Raw genomic sequence first — 14,425 nt, 5'->3', positions numbered from 1 at the left:
CATCCTTTTCTATCCAAAATAGCGATGATAAATCGTTTTTGCTTCGCTTATATCTTTCGTTCCATGTACGAGCACACGGCCATCTTTAAAGGCTACTAACCTCTTGTCTTCAACAGAAAATGATAGTAAATATGGATTTACATTTAAATCATTCACACGACCTTCCAACAACTCTTTATATTGTTCAAAATTCATTTCCTTTTTATGAGGTGGTCTAATTTGAACTGTATTTCGCCCGCATAAAACTGCTGTTTTTGATGTGTTCTCTTTATTTAAATACGGATATAATGCATTCTCTCCGCATGAAGGACAATTATGCTGGCGAAGCTTTTGCACATTCATACATGAATACTCATTCTTCCACATATCAAACGATACAAGCCCATCTCGAAGTGATTCGTAATCTTCTACTAACAGTTTAAGAGCTTCTGTTACTTGATGAGAAACGACAAGAGATACAGCAGGTGATATAATACCCGCTGTATCACATGTTGCCCCGCCAAGCGGAATCGACTGTAATAAACATGATAAACATGGTGTTTTACTAGGAAGGATTGTGTAAGAAAGACCGTAACTACCTACACATGCACCGTAAATCCATGGAATAGAATATTTTTGTGCTATATCATTCACAATAAAGCGTGTTTCAAAATTATCAGTCGCATCAATAATTACATCAACATTTGAAACAAGTTCTTCTAACTCTTCAGCTGTTACATCTTGAACGAGAGCTTCTATTGTTACATCGCTATTAATCTCTTCTAAACGTTTTTTAGCCGCTATAGCTTTTGGAAGATTATTCTTTACGTCGATCTCTGCATACAATTGTTGTCTTTGTAAATTACTCCAATCTACATAATCACGGTCAACAATTGTTATCTTGCCAACACCTGCTCTTACAAACATCTCTGCATTTGCACTACCTAATGCACCTGCACCGATAATAAGCACATGCTTTTCTCTTATCTTTTGCTGTCCTTCTTCTCCAATTGGAGAAAATAGTTCTTGGCGAGAATATCGATTATTCAACTACGCTCATTCCTTCTAAAGGACTACTTGCAGTTGCACAACGCTTACGTACAATACGACCTGCTTCAAATCCTAAACGGCCTGCTTCAATACTTAATTTCATTGCTTGTGCCATTTTAATAGGATCTTTTGCTCCTGATACAGCTGTATTTAATAACACGCCATCTGCTCCTAATTCCATTGCAAATGCTGCATCAGCTGGACTACCAATACCGGCATCAACGATAACTGGTACTGTCGCTTGTTCAATAATGAAGCTCAAATTTAATGGATTTACAATACCAAGTCCTGATCCGATTGGAGATGCTCCTGGCATAATCGCATGCACGCCAAGCTCTTGTAATTTACGTGCTAATACAACATCATCAGATGTATACGGAAGTACGATAAATCCTTCTTCTAGTAACATTTCAGATGCCTTTAACGTTTCTACCGGATCAGGTAATAACGTTCTATCATCACCAATAACTTCTACCTTTATCATGTCACAAAGCCCAGAGGCTTTTGCTAATTTTGCAATACGAACAGCCTCTTCAGCGTTTTTTGCCCCTGCTGTATTTGGTAATAACGTATATTTTTTCACATCAAGTTTCTCTAATAAATTAGGTTGCTTTGCATCAAAGATATCCATACGACGTACTGCAAACGTTAAAATTTCAGCTTCAGAAACGTCAATTGCCTTTTGCTGCACGTCAAAATCAGGGAATTTACCTGTTCCTAATAAAAGTCTAGAATGAAATGAAAATGGTCCAATGTTTAACATAATCAACCGCCTCCTACGAAAGTTACAATCTCAATTTGGTCTCCATCAAAAACAGATGTATCTGTATGATCATCTTTTTGTAAAATATCTTTATTACGCTCTACTACAACAATTCTGTTATCTAGCTCTAAATGTGTAAGTAGCTCAGCTACTGTTTTTACACTCGATGGCACTTCAATTTGGTTACCATTAATTTTTAAGTTCAAACTTCCATCCCCTTTCTAAACTCTTCTAGAAAGCAATGAATCTAGCAAATGATTCTCTTGCTTTCCTTCTATTAAATCAGCCATATATTGGCCAGAAACAGGACTTAATAAAATACCATTTCGATAATGGCCCGTGCAAGCATATAAACCTTTTATTTCTTCATGCTCTCCCATATAAGGAGCTTCATGATTCGATTGTGGTCTTAATCCTGCCCATGTGCTTTCCCATTCTGCTTCTTTTAAAGCTGGCAATATTGTATAAGCACGCTCTAATATAGAAGTTATACTTTCTGGCTGCACAGTTTTATTGAACGTATGTGGCTTCATTGTTGCCCCAATTACGTAACGTCCACCGCGCTTTGGAGTAATGTAAAATCTTTCTTGAAAAATAGGTGCTTTTAAAAGTTGTTTTCTACTTCTTACCGCAACCACTTCTCCTTTAACTGGATATGTACCCCAATCGCGGTGAAAATAACTGAGTAACTTCGTGCTCCATGAACCTCCTGCAATAACGACTTTCTCACATGTGACAATACCTTCACTTGTAATAACTCCAGTCACTTTATTATTTTCAATACGGATATCAAATACTTCTGTCTGTTCATATATATCAGCACCGGAAATTGCCGCAGAATGTGCGAATGCTTTCGTAAGCTCTGGTGCAATAACATGACCGTCTTTCGGATAATATACTGCTCCTATAATAGATTCAGATAGATATGGCTCTTTTTCCCGCACATGGTCTCCCGTTAGAAAATAAGAATCTTCACCTGTTTTCTGCTGCCAATCCATAATGTGAAGAATTCTTTCCTTCTCATCTTCATTTTGAGCAATACGATAAATTCCTTTTTCTTCATATCCAATATCAACACCCGTCTTTTCACGTAAAACTGCTGCAAGTTGTGGAAATATAGCTCGGCTTTCTCTAGCAAGTTCAAATAGCGGATCATACGCATCCCATTCTGCCTGAACACCAAGTAAACCAGCAGCTGCTTTGGAAGCTTCCGATGCAATACTTTGCTTCTCCACAATCGCTACTTTATGTCCTCTTTCTGCTAGAAAATGTGCAACTGAACTGCCAATTACACCACCACCAATAATCGCTACATCATACTTCTCACACATGTTTTTCCGCCCACTTTCTTATTGATTCCTTATAAGATTTCGCTTTGCTATACGGGTTACTACTACTTACAATTCCAGACATAACTGCTATACCACTTACACCGTTAGTAAGAACATCCACTGTGTTTTCTGGGGTAATTCCTCCAATTGCTGTAATCGGTATAGATAAACACCTTGCAATGTCTGAAATTTCTTCAAGCCCTCTCGCTGGCACACCTTTTTTACAATCTGTCGGAAATACATGGCCATAAACGAGTGAATCCGCGCCATTTTTAAAAGCTACTATTGCTTCATCTAGCGAATGCACAGAATAACCGACATGCAAATACGAAAACTTTTCTTTCACTGACTTTACATCTGTACTTCGATATCCTAGTTGAACACGAGGTATATTTAATAAAATTGCAATATCAATTCGATCGTTTATGACAATTTTAGAAGCCGGAAAGCCCTCCATTAATAGACTTTCCACACCTTCATATAATTCCTTCGTACTCTTCTCACGCTCACGAATATGCAAATAATCAATCTCACTCTCAATTTGCATCGCTACATTCACTAACTCTTCGAATGGCATATGGCCATTTGAGATTACGTGGAGCTCATTTTTCATATTCATTCGCCTACTTTAAAATATTTTCGAATAGTTCATCGGCTGGGACGGTTTCTTTCGTCATTCCTTTGTCCTTCAGCCACTTATTTTGTTTCTCCCAAGATTCTTTTGAATCTGATAAGAATGGCTCATCTTTCGTTTCCATCTTCTCTAATAAAATTTTCATACTTTCCTTTTCAACTTCTGGCACAAGTGGGAAGTTTTCTTTTTCTTGATGATTTAATAAAATATTCAATGCTTCATCTGGGTTTTTCTTCATGAAATCATAGCCTTTTTTCGTACCGCGTAAGAAAGCTTGCAACGCTTCTTTATCTTTTTTCAACGTTTTATCACCTGTTACAAACACAAGCTCATGGTAGTTTGGTACTCCGTAATCAGCTGGATTAAAGTACGCTGGTTCATGGCCTTCATGACGCATAACAGGTACTTCATGGTTAATGTATGCCCCTGTTACCGCATCTACTTTCTTCGTAATTAATGCTGGTACTAAATCAAATCCAACATCAACTACTTTCACTGTATCAGGATTACCACCAGCTTCTTTTACCATCGTTTTTAAATACATCTCACTTAAAGGTGTTCCAGAGTATCCTACTGTTTTTCCTTCTAAATCTTTCGGTGATTGAATGCCCGCTGATTTCAGTGATACAACATGATTTAATGGTGAACGTACGACAGCTCCAATTGATTTCACTGGAATTTGCTCATTCGCTCTCGCCATAACAACATCTGGCTGATAATACAAGCCAACTGTTACCTTCCCTGCTGCTGCCAGCGTTAATGGATCAGTCGGATTAGAAGGGAATTTAATATTTACCTTTACACCTTCTTCTTTAAAGTATCCTTTTTCAATTGCTGCATAGATAAAGCTATGTACCGCATTTGGATACCAATCTAACATAACTGTTATTTCTTTCTCTTTTTTACTTTTGTCTGATGCTGAATTACTCGAACATCCTGCAATTATTGCAATTAATAATGTAACCACAAAGATGCGCTTTAAAAATTTCATGAATACTTCCTCCAACTAATGAATTTCTTTTCTAATATGGAAATAATTACGACGAAGAAAATAGCTAATAATGATAACAATACAATAGGTGCAAATACGCCAGCTCCATCTAACTGCGTCATCATTCTCTTACTGAAATATCCAAGCCCAGCTTGTGCACCGAGCCATTCTCCAATTGCTGCTCCGATAACACTAAGCGGAACTGCAATTTTTAAAGCTGAGAAAAAATAAGGAAGAGCAGACGGCAACTTTAATTTAAGAAAAATATCTCTTTTTGTTGCTCCATATGTAACTAAGAGCTCCTCCCATTCTTTTTTCGTACTACGCAGTCCATCATACGTATTGACCGCAATTGGGAAAAACGTAATTAAAACTGTGACAACAACCTTACTCCAAATTGTGTATCCAAACCATAAAACAAATAGCGGAGCAAGCGCAGTAATCGGAATCGTTTGTGAAGCAACTAATAATGGATAAAATGCTCTCTCCATCCATGTACTCGCATTCATTAACATCGCTAGCCCTACACCTAATACGATAGAGATAACAACACCTATTAAAACGACGTATAACGTTGCAGGTAAATGAACTGTAAATAATATGTCTTTTAGTTTCCATATCTTCATTACAATCGCAGAAGGTGACGGTAAAATGTACATCTCATCTACAATTCTTGCTCCTATTTCCCACACAGCTAGTAAAATACTAGAAAGTGTAATAGCAGGAACTAATTCTTTCAATCGGTTCATCACACAAGTACCTGCCTTTGTAACATACTAAGAAGCTCATCTTTCAGCGCTAATACTTCCGGTTTATATAAATCTTTTCGTGTTCTGTTATGATCAAGCGGTACAGTCCGCTCAGTCAAAGTCGTTATCGGCTGCTGTTCCACTACTAAAACTCGGTTTGAAAGAAATAACGCTTCTTCAACATCATGAGTAATGAATAAAATTGTTTTTTCCCACTCTTGCCATTGTTCAAACAACCATTCTTGCAAAGAGGTCTTCGTTAAAGCATCCAACGCACTAAATGGTTCATCTAACAGCAATATTTCCCCGCCTGTTAATAAAGTTCGAATAAAAGATACACGTTGTCTCATACCACCAGATAAATCTTTCGGATATTTTTTCTCATACCCTTGCAAACCAAATTTATGTAACAGTTCCTTTGCCTTTACTTGTGCTTCTTTCTTCTGTACACCTTGGCACTCTAGCGGCAGGGCAGCATTCTCAATAATTGTTCTCCACGGCAAAAGCATATCTTTTTGCGGCATATATCCTACAGGATGGTGCTTTGTTTCTGTCAGTTCTATCTGTCCAGTACTTACCTTTTCTAGACCTGTAATAAGGCGAAATAAAGTACTTTTCCCACATCCACTCGGTCCGATAATACTGACAAACTCTTTCTCATGTATAGAAGCATTTAATTCATGGATGATTGGTTTCTCATCGTAATGAAAAGAAACATTATGAAACTGTAGTATGTTCTTGCTCCTCAAATCCCCACATCTCCTTACGATAGGACATATCCCAGAATAAATATTCAAATCGACTGGAATATAAGAAAATCTCCTCTAATCTTTCTAGTTCTGTCTCAGACTTTCCCACTGCCATTTCATTTAATAAATCTATTAACCAAATACACAGATTACCGTATTCTTCCGAACTATATCCTTGAATCCACTCACCAAAAAACTCATGATCTCTTGCTCCAGGAATATCATTTAAACGCTTTCCAATTTCCCAATAGCTCCACATACATGGAAGAAGCGCTGCTATTAATTCCGCAAGTGTGCCATTTTGAGATACAGACATCATGTAATTTGTATAAGCTAAATTTTTAGCAGATGGTTTCGCAGACTCTATCTCCTCTATAGAAATTCCAAGTCTTTTTGCATATTGTTTATGGATTGTCATTTCGCCATTTAATATTCCATCAATTTGTTCAGCGAACTTTCCCATTACTTGTGGATTCGTTGCTTTTACAACACCAATCGCATATAACTTTGCATAATCTAGCAGATATAAATAATCTTGAATAATATAATACTGGAATTTATCTTTTTCTAACGTGCCATCTCCCATACCCACTACAAACGGATGATTATGACTCATCTCCCAAACCGGTTGCACAGTTTCTAATAATCTATCGCAAAATTTCATTTCTCTATCCCCTTTCAATATATGTATCTAAATAAAAAACCACTTCTATATATAAGAAGTGGTTACAGCAAATAAAGTTATACATTTATTCGATGTTCCACTTCCCTTCGCTAGTATTACCTAGATCAGGTGTTGTAAGGGTTAAGGATTATTCCTCTCTCAGCAAATCAAGCACCCCTAGTGGTTTCAATATGAAATTTTTAAATAAAAAAGCCCCGTTTCTATACGCAAAGAAACGGGGACTCATTGTTAGTGTCCGAATTGCTTCCCTACGCTAGCATAATCTAGATCAGGTAATAAAAAGGATCAAAGGCTTACGGCCTACTCTCAGCTGGCAACACCAGCTCTCCTAGCAAACTATAAAATTATCACTGTCAGTATAACACCCTAATAAGACATCATCAACTTTTTTAATTTTCTTAATTATTAACAGAATATCAAAGTTATACAATACATACATTCTATTTTAGAAAATAAAACCCCAATTAATTGCATAAGAAGGAATCATTATCCTCAAAAAATTTATTTTTATATTGATTTCATATTACATTTATGTGAATACACCCACTATATTATATCTTTATACTATAATAAAATTACAACTATACAACTAGAGGAGGTCTCTATTCCATGAATATGAAAGCTACTGCTTTAACAGCAACTACTGTAGCGATTGCTTCTTTACTTCCTTCTATGGGTGAAACAAATGTACAAAAAGCAAACGCTGAACAATTATCTAATATTAAAACTGGGTATGTCAAAGTCGATCAAGTAGCATTACATACAGAAGATAACGTAAAAAGCACATCAATTGATACAATTCGCTTTAATACAAAAGTGAACATCCTTGAAACAACTAATGAGTGGTATAAAGTATCTGTTCATAATAAAGTAGGTTATGTACAAAAAGATGCTATTTTACTAAAAAACAAACTTCATTCTAATGATCAATACATCGTTAATGCTAATGCATTAAACGTTCGCTCTGAACCTAATTTAGAATCTTCCATTTTAGATGTATTACCAAATGGCAAGTTTATTACCGTTCAAGAAGATCAAGGCGAATGGTATAAAATATCGCATAATGGCCAAACAGGTTACGTACAAAAAGCATTCATCTCTAATGGTTCACAACCCTTAGTAAAAGGAATCACCGTTCAAAATAATACAAAATATACTGTTGCAACACCTAATCTAAATGTACGTAGCAACGCTAGTACAAGTAGCGCTCTACTCGGTTCATTACAAAACGGTACACAAGTACAAGTAGTAGAAACTGTAGGAACTTGGTATAAAATTCGTTTTGGCACAGGATACGGATATGTAGCAAAACACTATGTAGTACAAAATCAACCACAAGCTAAAACTGATCAACCTTCATCAATTCCAGCTGCTTTCAAATTCCCTGCTCAAGGAAGAATTAGCTCAACCTTTGATATACGCTGGGAACAAATGCATTATGGTATAGATATTGCCGCTCCAGGAAACGTCTCTATCCAAGCTGCTGCTGCAGGTAAAGTTGTGAAATCTTATTATTCAGCTAGCTATGGCAATGTTGTTTTCATTGCGCATCAAATCAATGGGAAATTATATACAACTGTTTATGCTCATATGAAGGATCGCACTGTACAAGCTGGTGATCAAGTACAAACTGGACAATTAATAGGTCATATGGGAAACACAGGTCATTCATACGGGCAGCATCTTCATTTTGAATTACATAATGGAGAATGGAATTTTGAAAAAACAAATGCAGTAAATCCACTGCCATATTTAGTTAGGTAAATTGTATGCCACGCAATATACCTCTTATAATTGAATACGTAGCCTTTTTAGGTTTAATCTGTTGTTTAATCATTTACAATACAAACATTGTATTTTTATCTATTATTATTGCTTTTGTTGCATTAGAAATTATGATGGAATCATTTCAAGTGCAACTAAAACAAAAAATTGCCCATATTTATAATGCTATTTTTCTTTTGAGTGCTCTCATAACAAATATAATTAGTAATGGCTTTTATTTATCTACTGTATTTCCAGTATTCTTTATGGCTGTTTTATTATTTGTAGCTAGATATATTAATGTCCCTTATAACCAAAAACAAAAACAAGAACAAGAAGCTTAGAAAGAGGAGACACTGTGTTCCAATCTTTCAAAGATACTCCAATAAAATACATATTGAATTTGTATAAGAAAGCCAATACTTTTTTTGGTATACAAGGAAGTTATACTGAACAACTTCTCCTATATGGAATGTTTTTTCTTGTCTTAATCACTTTCTCTTTGTTTTACTAACAAAAAAGGATCTCACATAAACTGGAGATCCTTTTTAATTTATATTAATTTTTCATATCGAAAATATTGTTTATCCACAAGCATATTTTTCATAAATAAAGCTCAGATTATATTTTTTCTCTAAGCTCATTCGTTGTTCGTCATCGCACCAATAGAAAAGAATATCATGAATCGTTGCGTAACGCTTATTTTTAAGAAATAGCCTAAAGAATGATGGTAAACAATCATGTAATTGTATAAATATATAATTGCGTAGTGTTTCTTCTTTATATTCAATGCCCTTACAAATATACAGTAATTCTTCACAATAATATGCATGCTGTGGAACTTGTATCATTTCGAAAAATGGCACATAAGATAGTAGCTTTCCAATAAAATGACCGTATCGATCCATTACTCCTATCGTCATATGCTCCATCATTTCTTTCATCACATATAAATAATCATCTACATGCGTTGTCTTTAATGGGTCTAAGCGATCGGAAATTTGAGATAATACAGCTCTTTGACATGCTAAAACTGCCTGACTAGGTCCATAATATGATAGGAAATCTGTACACTTACGATATTTCCGTAATAAATCATGTGTATACAAATCATATACAAAAGTATTACAATACATTGCTAAACTCATCATATCACTATTTAATTGCTCTTTTGATAATGATTTCGCTCTCTTGCACATATAAAAAAATGTAAATTCCAATACTTCTTTATGAGATAATAAATGTTTACAATCGGTTATACACTTCTCATTAAATTTAACTCTATCCCAAATTTCAATATCCCTATCTGTCAATTCACCTATACGATATTTAATAATTAAATAATTTAAAGCAACTGATTGCGTCAAAAGATCCCATGTTTCATATTCCAATGAAGTATGAACAAACTCAGCTAATCCTTGCGCTATCATAAAATCATTTGCCTCTTCATACCAACCAATCTCTTGGCATAAGCGAAGAATACGCACTAAAGTTGGAATTTCATCTTTATGAAACTGCGGTAATTTCTTTGCTTTATTCATGCCATATACGATAAATGCCGCTAAATTTTCTTCTTTATAAAATTCTTTTTCTTTCCATACTAATATAGTTCGTTCTTTCCCCTCACCTTTTGGGTGACAAGGTACAAGCAAAGAAAATAATTCAGCGAAATTATTTGGTTCTATATATGTATCTGTAACCAAATTCCAATTTGGATCGCCCTGTACAGCCTTCATATAATTCCCCTTCCCTTTTCATCTATGTAGGAAATATTAATTTATTATCGCACCACTAAAAATTAATATTGTTATATTCAAAATCTATCATAATACTTATATCTATCAGTATATCATCTTTTCTCTTATTAAAAATTAAGAATAACAAATTTTAAAAAAATGTCGAAATTATTAACCGTATCCTTATTATATAATGTCTCAGATACATCACGCTAACATATTAGTTTAATCCATATATGCTAGAATAATGTATCTGAAATTTATATATAATTTAGCTCTTTATGAGTGACCATTAAACTCTCGGTTAATTAAAGTTTCAATTTACTCTGTACGCTCTGAGATTTCACTCAAGGCAAATCCAGCTTGATCATCTGCTGATTCCCTTATAGCTAAATCTCCTAGTGCTAACATGCCAATAAGTTGACCACTATCAACTACTGGTAATCGTCTAATTTGATGCTGTGCCATTAGCTCTGTAGCTTTTTCAATAGAATCATTTGGAGAAACTGAGATAATATTTGTTGTCATTACATTTGTAATTTTATTAGATCCAGGATGTTTTTCAGCAATCCCTCGAACGACTAAATCACGATCAGTAACAAGCCCAACAACTTGCTCATTTTCAACAACAGGAATTAATCCAACTGATTCTTCCTTCATTTTAACAGCTGCCTCATATACATTGTCTAGCGGTGTACAATGTACAATATGGGTACTCATTAAGTCTCTAACTCGTGTCATTATTTATTTCCTCCTTTTTATACATACCATAGCTTTTCCAAAATTCCTTTATTTATTTCTGGAAAGTAACGTAATAAAAAGGATTAACAAAATAAAAAAGAGCCAGCATAATGCTGACTCTTTTTTATATGACCCGTACGGGATTCGAACCCGTGTTACCGCCGTGAAAGGGCGGTGTCTTAACCACTTGACCAACGGGCCATGGCTCCGCAGGTAGGACTCGAACCTACGACCGATCGGTTAACAGCCGATAGCTCTACCACTGAGCTACTGCGGAATAATATATGGTGGGCCTAAATGGACTCGAACCATCGACCTCACGCTTATCAGGCGTGCGCTCTAACCAGCTGAGCTATAGGCCCATATACTTTACAGGGGCAGTAGGAATCGAACCCACACTGGAGGTTTTGGAGACCTCAGTTCTACCTTTAAACTATGCCCCTAAATGATGCCGGCTAGAGGACTTGAACCCCCAACCTACTGATTACAAGTCAGTTGCTCTACCAATTGAGCTAAGCCGGCATAAAAAAAATGGTGGCTCGGGACGGAATCGAACCGCCGACACGAGGATTTTCAGTCCTCTGCTCTACCGACTGAGCTACCGAGCCAACATAAATGGCGGTCCCGACCGGGGTCGAACCGGCGATCTCCTGCGTGACAGGCAGGCATGTTAACCACTACACCACGGGACCATTTGGTTGCGGGGACAGGATTTGAACCTGCGACCTTCGGGTTATGAGCCCGACGAGCTACCGTGCTGCTCCACCCCGCGATGATAAAATATTCACTTTAGAAAAAATGGAGGAGGTAGAGGGATTCGAACCCCCGCGCGACTCTCGCCGCCTGTCGGTTTTCAAGACCGATCCCTTCAGCCGAACTTGGGTATACCTCCGAGATATATACGTCTAATGGTGGACCTTGTAGGACTCGAACCTACGACCGGACGGTTATGAGCCGTCTGCTCTAACCAGCTGAGCTAAAGGTCCTTTATGGTAGCGGCGGAGGGGATCGAACCCCCGACCTCACGGGTATGAACCGTACGCTCTAGCCAGCTGAGCTACACCGCCATAAATGATATTAATATAAGTGGAGCCTAGCGGGATCGAACCGCTGACCTCCTGCGTGCAAGGCAGGCGCTCTCCCAGCTGAGCTAAGGCCCCATGTTTTTTAGGAATATCGGGAAGACAGGATTTGAACCTGCGACCCCCTGGTCCCAAACCAGGTGCTCTACCAAGCTGAGCCACTTCCCGTTAATAAAAGCGCGCCCGAGAGGAGTCGAACCCCTAACCTCTTGATCCGTAGTCAAACGCTCTATCCAATTGAGCTACGGGCGCATATGGTGCCGAGGGCGGGGGTCGAACCCGCACGGTGGTCACCCACCGCAGGATTTTAAGTCCTGTGCGTCTGCCTGTTCCGCCACCCCGGCATGTCATATTGAAAATTGGAGCGGAAGACGGGATTCGAACCCGCGACCCCAACCTTGGCAAGGTTGTATTCTACCACTGAACTACTTCCGCAAGACATGTATGAGTTATTTTATTAAAAGTGCGGGTGAAGGGAGTCGAACCCCCACGCCAAAGGCGCTAGATCCTAAGTCTAGTGCGTCTGCCAATTCCGCCACACCCGCATATTAATTAAAATGGTGAGCCATGAAGGACTCGAACCTTCGACCCTCTGATTAAAAGTCAGATGCTCTACCAACTGAGCTAATGGCTCTTACAATAAAAACTGGTGCCGACTAGAGGACTTGAACCCCCAACCTACTGATTACAAGTCAGTTGCTCTACCAATTGAGCTAAGTCGGCTAAATGGTGGAGGATGACGGGATCGAACCGCCGACCCCCTGCTTGTAAGGCAGGTGCTCTCCCAGCTGAGCTAATCCTCCGGATTGCCTGGCAACGTCCTACTCTCACAGGGACAAGGTCCCAACTACCATCGGCGCTAGAGAGCTTAACTTCCGTGTTCGGTATGGGAACGGGTGTGGCCTCTCTGCCATCATTACCAGACTGTATTCATTTAAGACAAGAATCATTGTAACTCATTTAACTTTTAAAGTCAACAAGTTTTTTATATTCTTTCAAAACTAGATAACATTGCTTCATATTATATGGTTAAGTCCTCGATCTATTAGTATTCGTCAGCTCCACATGTCACCATGCTTCCACCTCGAACCTATCAACCTGATCATCTTTCAGGGATCTTACTAGCTTACGCTATGGGAAATCTCATCTTGAGGGGGGCTTCATGCTTAGATGCTTTCAGCACTTATCCCTTCCGCACATAGCTACCCAGCTATGCCCTTGGCAGAACAACTGGTACACCAGCGGTGCGTCCATCCCGGTCCTCTCGTACTAAGGACAGCTCCTCTCAAATTTCCTACGCCCACGACGGATAGGGACCGAACTGTCTCACGACGTTCTGAACCCAGCTCGCGTACCGCTTTAATGGGCGAACAGCCCAACCCTTGGGACCGACTACAGCCCCAGGATGCGATGAGCCGACATCGAGGTGCCAAACCTCCCCGTCGATGTGGACTCTTGGGGGAGATAAGCCTGTTATCCCCGGGGTAGCTTTTATCCGTTGAGCGATGGCCCTTCCATGCGGAACCACCGGATCACTAAGCCCGACTTTCGTCCCTGCTCGACTTGTAGGTCTCGCAGTCAAGCTCCCTTATGCCTTTGCACTCTACGAATGATTTCCAACCATTCTGAGGGAACCTTTGGGCGCCTCCGTTACACTTTAGGAGGCGACCGCCCCAGTCAAACTGCCCACCTGACACTGTCTCCCGGGTCGATAAGACCCGTAGGTTAGAATTTCAATACAGTCAGGGCGGTATCCCACCAGCGCCTCCACCGAAGCTAGCGCTCCGGTTTCAATGGCTCCCGCCTATCCTGTACAAACTGTACCAAAATTCAATATCAGGCTACAGTAAAGCTCCACGGGGTCTTTCCGTCCTGTCGCGGGTAACCTGCATCTTCACAGGTACTATAATTTCACCGAGTCTCTGGTTGAGACAGTGCCCAAATCGTTACACCTTTCGTGCGGGTCGGAACTTACCCGACAAGGAATTTCGCTACCTTAGGACCGTTATAGTTACGGCCGCCGTTTACTGGGGCTTCAGTTCAGAGCTTCGCTTACGCTAACCCCTCTCCTTAACCTTCCAGCACCGGGCAGGTGTCACCCCCTATACTTCGCCTTACGGCTTCGCAGAGAGCTGTGTTTTTGCTAAACAGTCGCTTGGGCCTATTCACTG

Annotated in this window: 13 protein-coding genes, 20 tRNA genes, 2 rRNA genes and 2 riboswitches (1 of these 37 cut by a window edge); of the genes, 2 read left to right on the top strand and 33 right to left on the bottom strand. The window is 38.8% G+C overall.

Going from position 1 to position 14,425, the window contains the following annotated elements:
* Positions 1-9: 9 nt before the first annotated feature.
* The 9 genes from thiF to tenA are packed head-to-tail and all read right to left on the bottom strand — an operon-like array spanning position 10 to position 6,910.
* Positions 10-1,029: a thiazole biosynthesis adenylyltransferase ThiF gene (thiF, locus tag N2V80_RS03820; protein WP_061654755.1), complete on the bottom strand. Its 1,020-nt coding sequence runs from the start codon at positions 1,027-1,029 to the stop codon at positions 10-12.
* Complete coding sequence (gene thiG / locus N2V80_RS03815) at positions 1,022-1,792, bottom strand: thiazole synthase (protein WP_061654756.1); 771 nt, start codon at positions 1,790-1,792, stop codon at positions 1,022-1,024. Before thiG ends, thiF begins: the two co-directional genes overlap by 8 nt.
* Before the next feature lie 2 nt (positions 1,793-1,794).
* Positions 1,795-1,998 (bottom strand): sulfur carrier protein ThiS, encoded by a 204-nt coding sequence (thiS, locus tag N2V80_RS03810; RefSeq protein ID WP_061654757.1) that lies wholly within the window; start codon positions 1,996-1,998, stop codon positions 1,795-1,797.
* Positions 1,999-2,013: 15 nt separating this feature from the next.
* Positions 2,014-3,123 (bottom strand): glycine oxidase ThiO, encoded by a 1,110-nt coding sequence (gene thiO / locus N2V80_RS03805; protein WP_061654758.1) that lies wholly within the window; start codon positions 3,121-3,123, stop codon positions 2,014-2,016.
* Positions 3,116-3,736 (bottom strand): thiazole tautomerase TenI, encoded by a 621-nt coding sequence (gene tenI / locus N2V80_RS03800; protein WP_000787170.1) that lies wholly within the window; start codon positions 3,734-3,736, stop codon positions 3,116-3,118. The genes thiO and tenI overlap by 8 nt, the downstream gene beginning before the upstream one ends.
* 10 nt (positions 3,737-3,746) lie before the next feature.
* Positions 3,747-4,748: an ABC transporter substrate-binding protein gene (locus N2V80_RS03795; protein WP_061654759.1), complete on the bottom strand. Its 1,002-nt coding sequence runs from the start codon at positions 4,746-4,748 to the stop codon at positions 3,747-3,749.
* Entirely contained in the window at positions 4,745-5,497 is a 753-nt protein-coding gene (locus N2V80_RS03790; protein WP_001080856.1) for an ABC transporter permease, read from the bottom strand. Before N2V80_RS03790 ends, N2V80_RS03795 begins: the two co-directional genes overlap by 4 nt.
* Positions 5,497-6,246: an ABC transporter ATP-binding protein gene (locus N2V80_RS03785; protein ID WP_001256793.1), complete on the bottom strand. Its 750-nt coding sequence runs from the start codon at positions 6,244-6,246 to the stop codon at positions 5,497-5,499. Before N2V80_RS03785 ends, N2V80_RS03790 begins: the two co-directional genes overlap by 1 nt.
* A complete protein-coding gene (gene tenA, locus N2V80_RS03780; RefSeq protein WP_000666828.1) occupies positions 6,215-6,910 on the bottom strand; it encodes a thiaminase II in 696 nt (231 codons plus the stop codon). The genes N2V80_RS03785 and tenA overlap by 32 nt, the downstream gene beginning before the upstream one ends.
* An 85-nt stretch (positions 6,911-6,995) precedes the next feature.
* A riboswitch (TPP riboswitch) is annotated at positions 6,996-7,099 on the bottom strand.
* A gap of 60 nt (positions 7,100-7,159) precedes the next feature.
* Positions 7,160-7,271, bottom strand: a riboswitch (TPP riboswitch).
* 269 nt (positions 7,272-7,540) lie between these two features.
* On the opposite strand from tenA, the gene N2V80_RS03775 reads away from it, so the two are divergent.
* Positions 7,541-8,695: an SH3 domain-containing protein gene (locus N2V80_RS03775; RefSeq protein WP_001056031.1), complete on the top strand. Its 1,155-nt coding sequence runs from the start codon at positions 7,541-7,543 to the stop codon at positions 8,693-8,695.
* A gap of 5 nt (positions 8,696-8,700) precedes the next feature.
* A complete protein-coding gene (locus N2V80_RS03770; protein WP_001137824.1) occupies positions 8,701-9,039 on the top strand; it encodes a hypothetical protein in 339 nt (112 codons plus the stop codon).
* A 240-nt stretch (positions 9,040-9,279) separates the two neighbouring features.
* Here the strand turns inward: N2V80_RS03770 and N2V80_RS03765 are convergent, their stop codons facing one another.
* The 24 genes from N2V80_RS03765 to N2V80_RS03650 all read right to left on the bottom strand — a co-directional run.
* Positions 9,280-10,431: a DUF3965 domain-containing protein gene (locus N2V80_RS03765; protein ID WP_000648912.1), complete on the bottom strand. Its 1,152-nt coding sequence runs from the start codon at positions 10,429-10,431 to the stop codon at positions 9,280-9,282.
* A 321-nt stretch (positions 10,432-10,752) separates the two neighbouring features.
* A complete protein-coding gene (locus N2V80_RS03760; protein ID WP_000199011.1) occupies positions 10,753-11,172 on the bottom strand; it encodes a CBS domain-containing protein in 420 nt (139 codons plus the stop codon).
* Positions 11,173-11,301: 129 nt separating this feature from the next.
* Positions 11,302-11,373 (bottom strand) — tRNA-Glu (locus N2V80_RS03755).
* 1 nt (position 11,374) lies between these two features.
* Positions 11,375-11,449, bottom strand: a tRNA-Asn gene (locus N2V80_RS03750).
* Between the two features lie 8 nt (positions 11,450-11,457).
* Positions 11,458-11,534 (bottom strand) — tRNA-Ile (locus tag N2V80_RS03745).
* A 10-nt stretch (positions 11,535-11,544) separates the two neighbouring features.
* A tRNA-Trp gene (locus N2V80_RS03740) sits at positions 11,545-11,615 on the bottom strand.
* A 6-nt stretch (positions 11,616-11,621) separates the two neighbouring features.
* Positions 11,622-11,694 (bottom strand) — tRNA-Thr (locus tag N2V80_RS03735).
* A gap of 10 nt (positions 11,695-11,704) precedes the next feature.
* A tRNA-Phe gene (locus tag N2V80_RS03730) sits at positions 11,705-11,780 on the bottom strand.
* An 8-nt stretch (positions 11,781-11,788) separates the two neighbouring features.
* Positions 11,789-11,864: transfer RNA gene (locus N2V80_RS03725), tRNA-Asp, on the bottom strand.
* Positions 11,865-11,867: 3 nt separating this feature from the next.
* A tRNA-Met gene (locus N2V80_RS03720) sits at positions 11,868-11,944 on the bottom strand.
* A 27-nt stretch (positions 11,945-11,971) separates the two neighbouring features.
* A tRNA-Ser gene (locus tag N2V80_RS03715) sits at positions 11,972-12,064 on the bottom strand.
* Between the two features lie 17 nt (positions 12,065-12,081).
* Positions 12,082-12,158 (bottom strand) — tRNA-Ile (locus tag N2V80_RS03710).
* A gap of 4 nt (positions 12,159-12,162) precedes the next feature.
* A tRNA-Met gene (locus tag N2V80_RS03705) sits at positions 12,163-12,239 on the bottom strand.
* A 20-nt stretch (positions 12,240-12,259) separates the two neighbouring features.
* Positions 12,260-12,332: transfer RNA gene (locus N2V80_RS03700), tRNA-Ala, on the bottom strand.
* A 16-nt stretch (positions 12,333-12,348) separates the two neighbouring features.
* Positions 12,349-12,422 (bottom strand) — tRNA-Pro (locus N2V80_RS03695).
* A gap of 10 nt (positions 12,423-12,432) precedes the next feature.
* A tRNA-Arg gene (locus N2V80_RS03690) sits at positions 12,433-12,506 on the bottom strand.
* A gap of 3 nt (positions 12,507-12,509) precedes the next feature.
* Positions 12,510-12,598 (bottom strand) — tRNA-Leu (locus N2V80_RS03685).
* Between the two features lie 16 nt (positions 12,599-12,614).
* A tRNA-Gly gene (locus N2V80_RS03680) sits at positions 12,615-12,689 on the bottom strand.
* 29 nt (positions 12,690-12,718) lie between these two features.
* A tRNA-Leu gene (locus tag N2V80_RS03675) sits at positions 12,719-12,799 on the bottom strand.
* 13 nt (positions 12,800-12,812) lie between these two features.
* Positions 12,813-12,888 (bottom strand) — tRNA-Lys (locus tag N2V80_RS03670).
* Positions 12,889-12,901: 13 nt separating this feature from the next.
* Positions 12,902-12,977: transfer RNA gene (locus N2V80_RS03665), tRNA-Thr, on the bottom strand.
* A gap of 4 nt (positions 12,978-12,981) precedes the next feature.
* Positions 12,982-13,057, bottom strand: a tRNA-Val gene (locus N2V80_RS03660).
* A gap of 5 nt (positions 13,058-13,062) precedes the next feature.
* A 5S ribosomal RNA gene (rrf, locus tag N2V80_RS03655) occupies positions 13,063-13,178 on the bottom strand.
* A 101-nt stretch (positions 13,179-13,279) separates the two neighbouring features.
* Positions 13,280-14,425 (bottom strand): 23S ribosomal RNA (locus tag N2V80_RS03650); it runs 1,776 nt beyond the window's last position.

The sequence above is a fragment of the Bacillus sp. FSL W8-0640 genome, from assembly GCF_038007725.1.
Classification (GTDB): Bacteria; Bacillota; Bacilli; order Bacillales; family Bacillaceae_G; genus Bacillus_A; species Bacillus_A cereus.
The sequence above is the reverse complement of the archived record's forward strand: the minus strand, read 5'-3'. Positions and strand labels throughout refer to the sequence as shown.

What these genes read in the sequence shown, in the direction of transcription:
- N2V80_RS03760 (WP_000199011.1), bottom strand. Translation starts at nt 11,172, where the DNA reads ATGACACGAGTTAGAGACTTAATGAGTACCCATATTGTACATTGTACA.
- N2V80_RS03790 (WP_001080856.1), bottom strand. Translation starts at nt 5,497, where the DNA reads ATGAACCGATTGAAAGAATTAGTTCCTGCTATTACACTTTCTAGTATT.
- N2V80_RS03795 (WP_061654759.1), bottom strand. Translation starts at nt 4,748, where the DNA reads ATGAAATTTTTAAAGCGCATCTTTGTGGTTACATTATTAATTGCAATA.
- N2V80_RS03770 (WP_001137824.1), top strand. Translation starts at nt 8,701, where the DNA reads ATGCCACGCAATATACCTCTTATAATTGAATACGTAGCCTTTTTAGGT.
- thiG (WP_061654756.1), bottom strand. Translation starts at nt 1,792, where the DNA reads ATGTTAAACATTGGACCATTTTCATTTCATTCTAGACTTTTATTAGGA.
- thiO (WP_061654758.1), bottom strand. Translation starts at nt 3,123, where the DNA reads ATGTGTGAGAAGTATGATGTAGCGATTATTGGTGGTGGTGTAATTGGC.
- N2V80_RS03765 (WP_000648912.1), bottom strand. Translation starts at nt 10,431, where the DNA reads ATGAAGGCTGTACAGGGCGATCCAAATTGGAATTTGGTTACAGATACA.
- N2V80_RS03775 (WP_001056031.1), top strand. Translation starts at nt 7,541, where the DNA reads ATGAATATGAAAGCTACTGCTTTAACAGCAACTACTGTAGCGATTGCT.
- tenI (WP_000787170.1), bottom strand. Translation starts at nt 3,736, where the DNA reads ATGAAAAATGAGCTCCACGTAATCTCAAATGGCCATATGCCATTCGAA.
- tenA (WP_000666828.1), bottom strand. Translation starts at nt 6,910, where the DNA reads ATGAAATTTTGCGATAGATTATTAGAAACTGTGCAACCGGTTTGGGAG.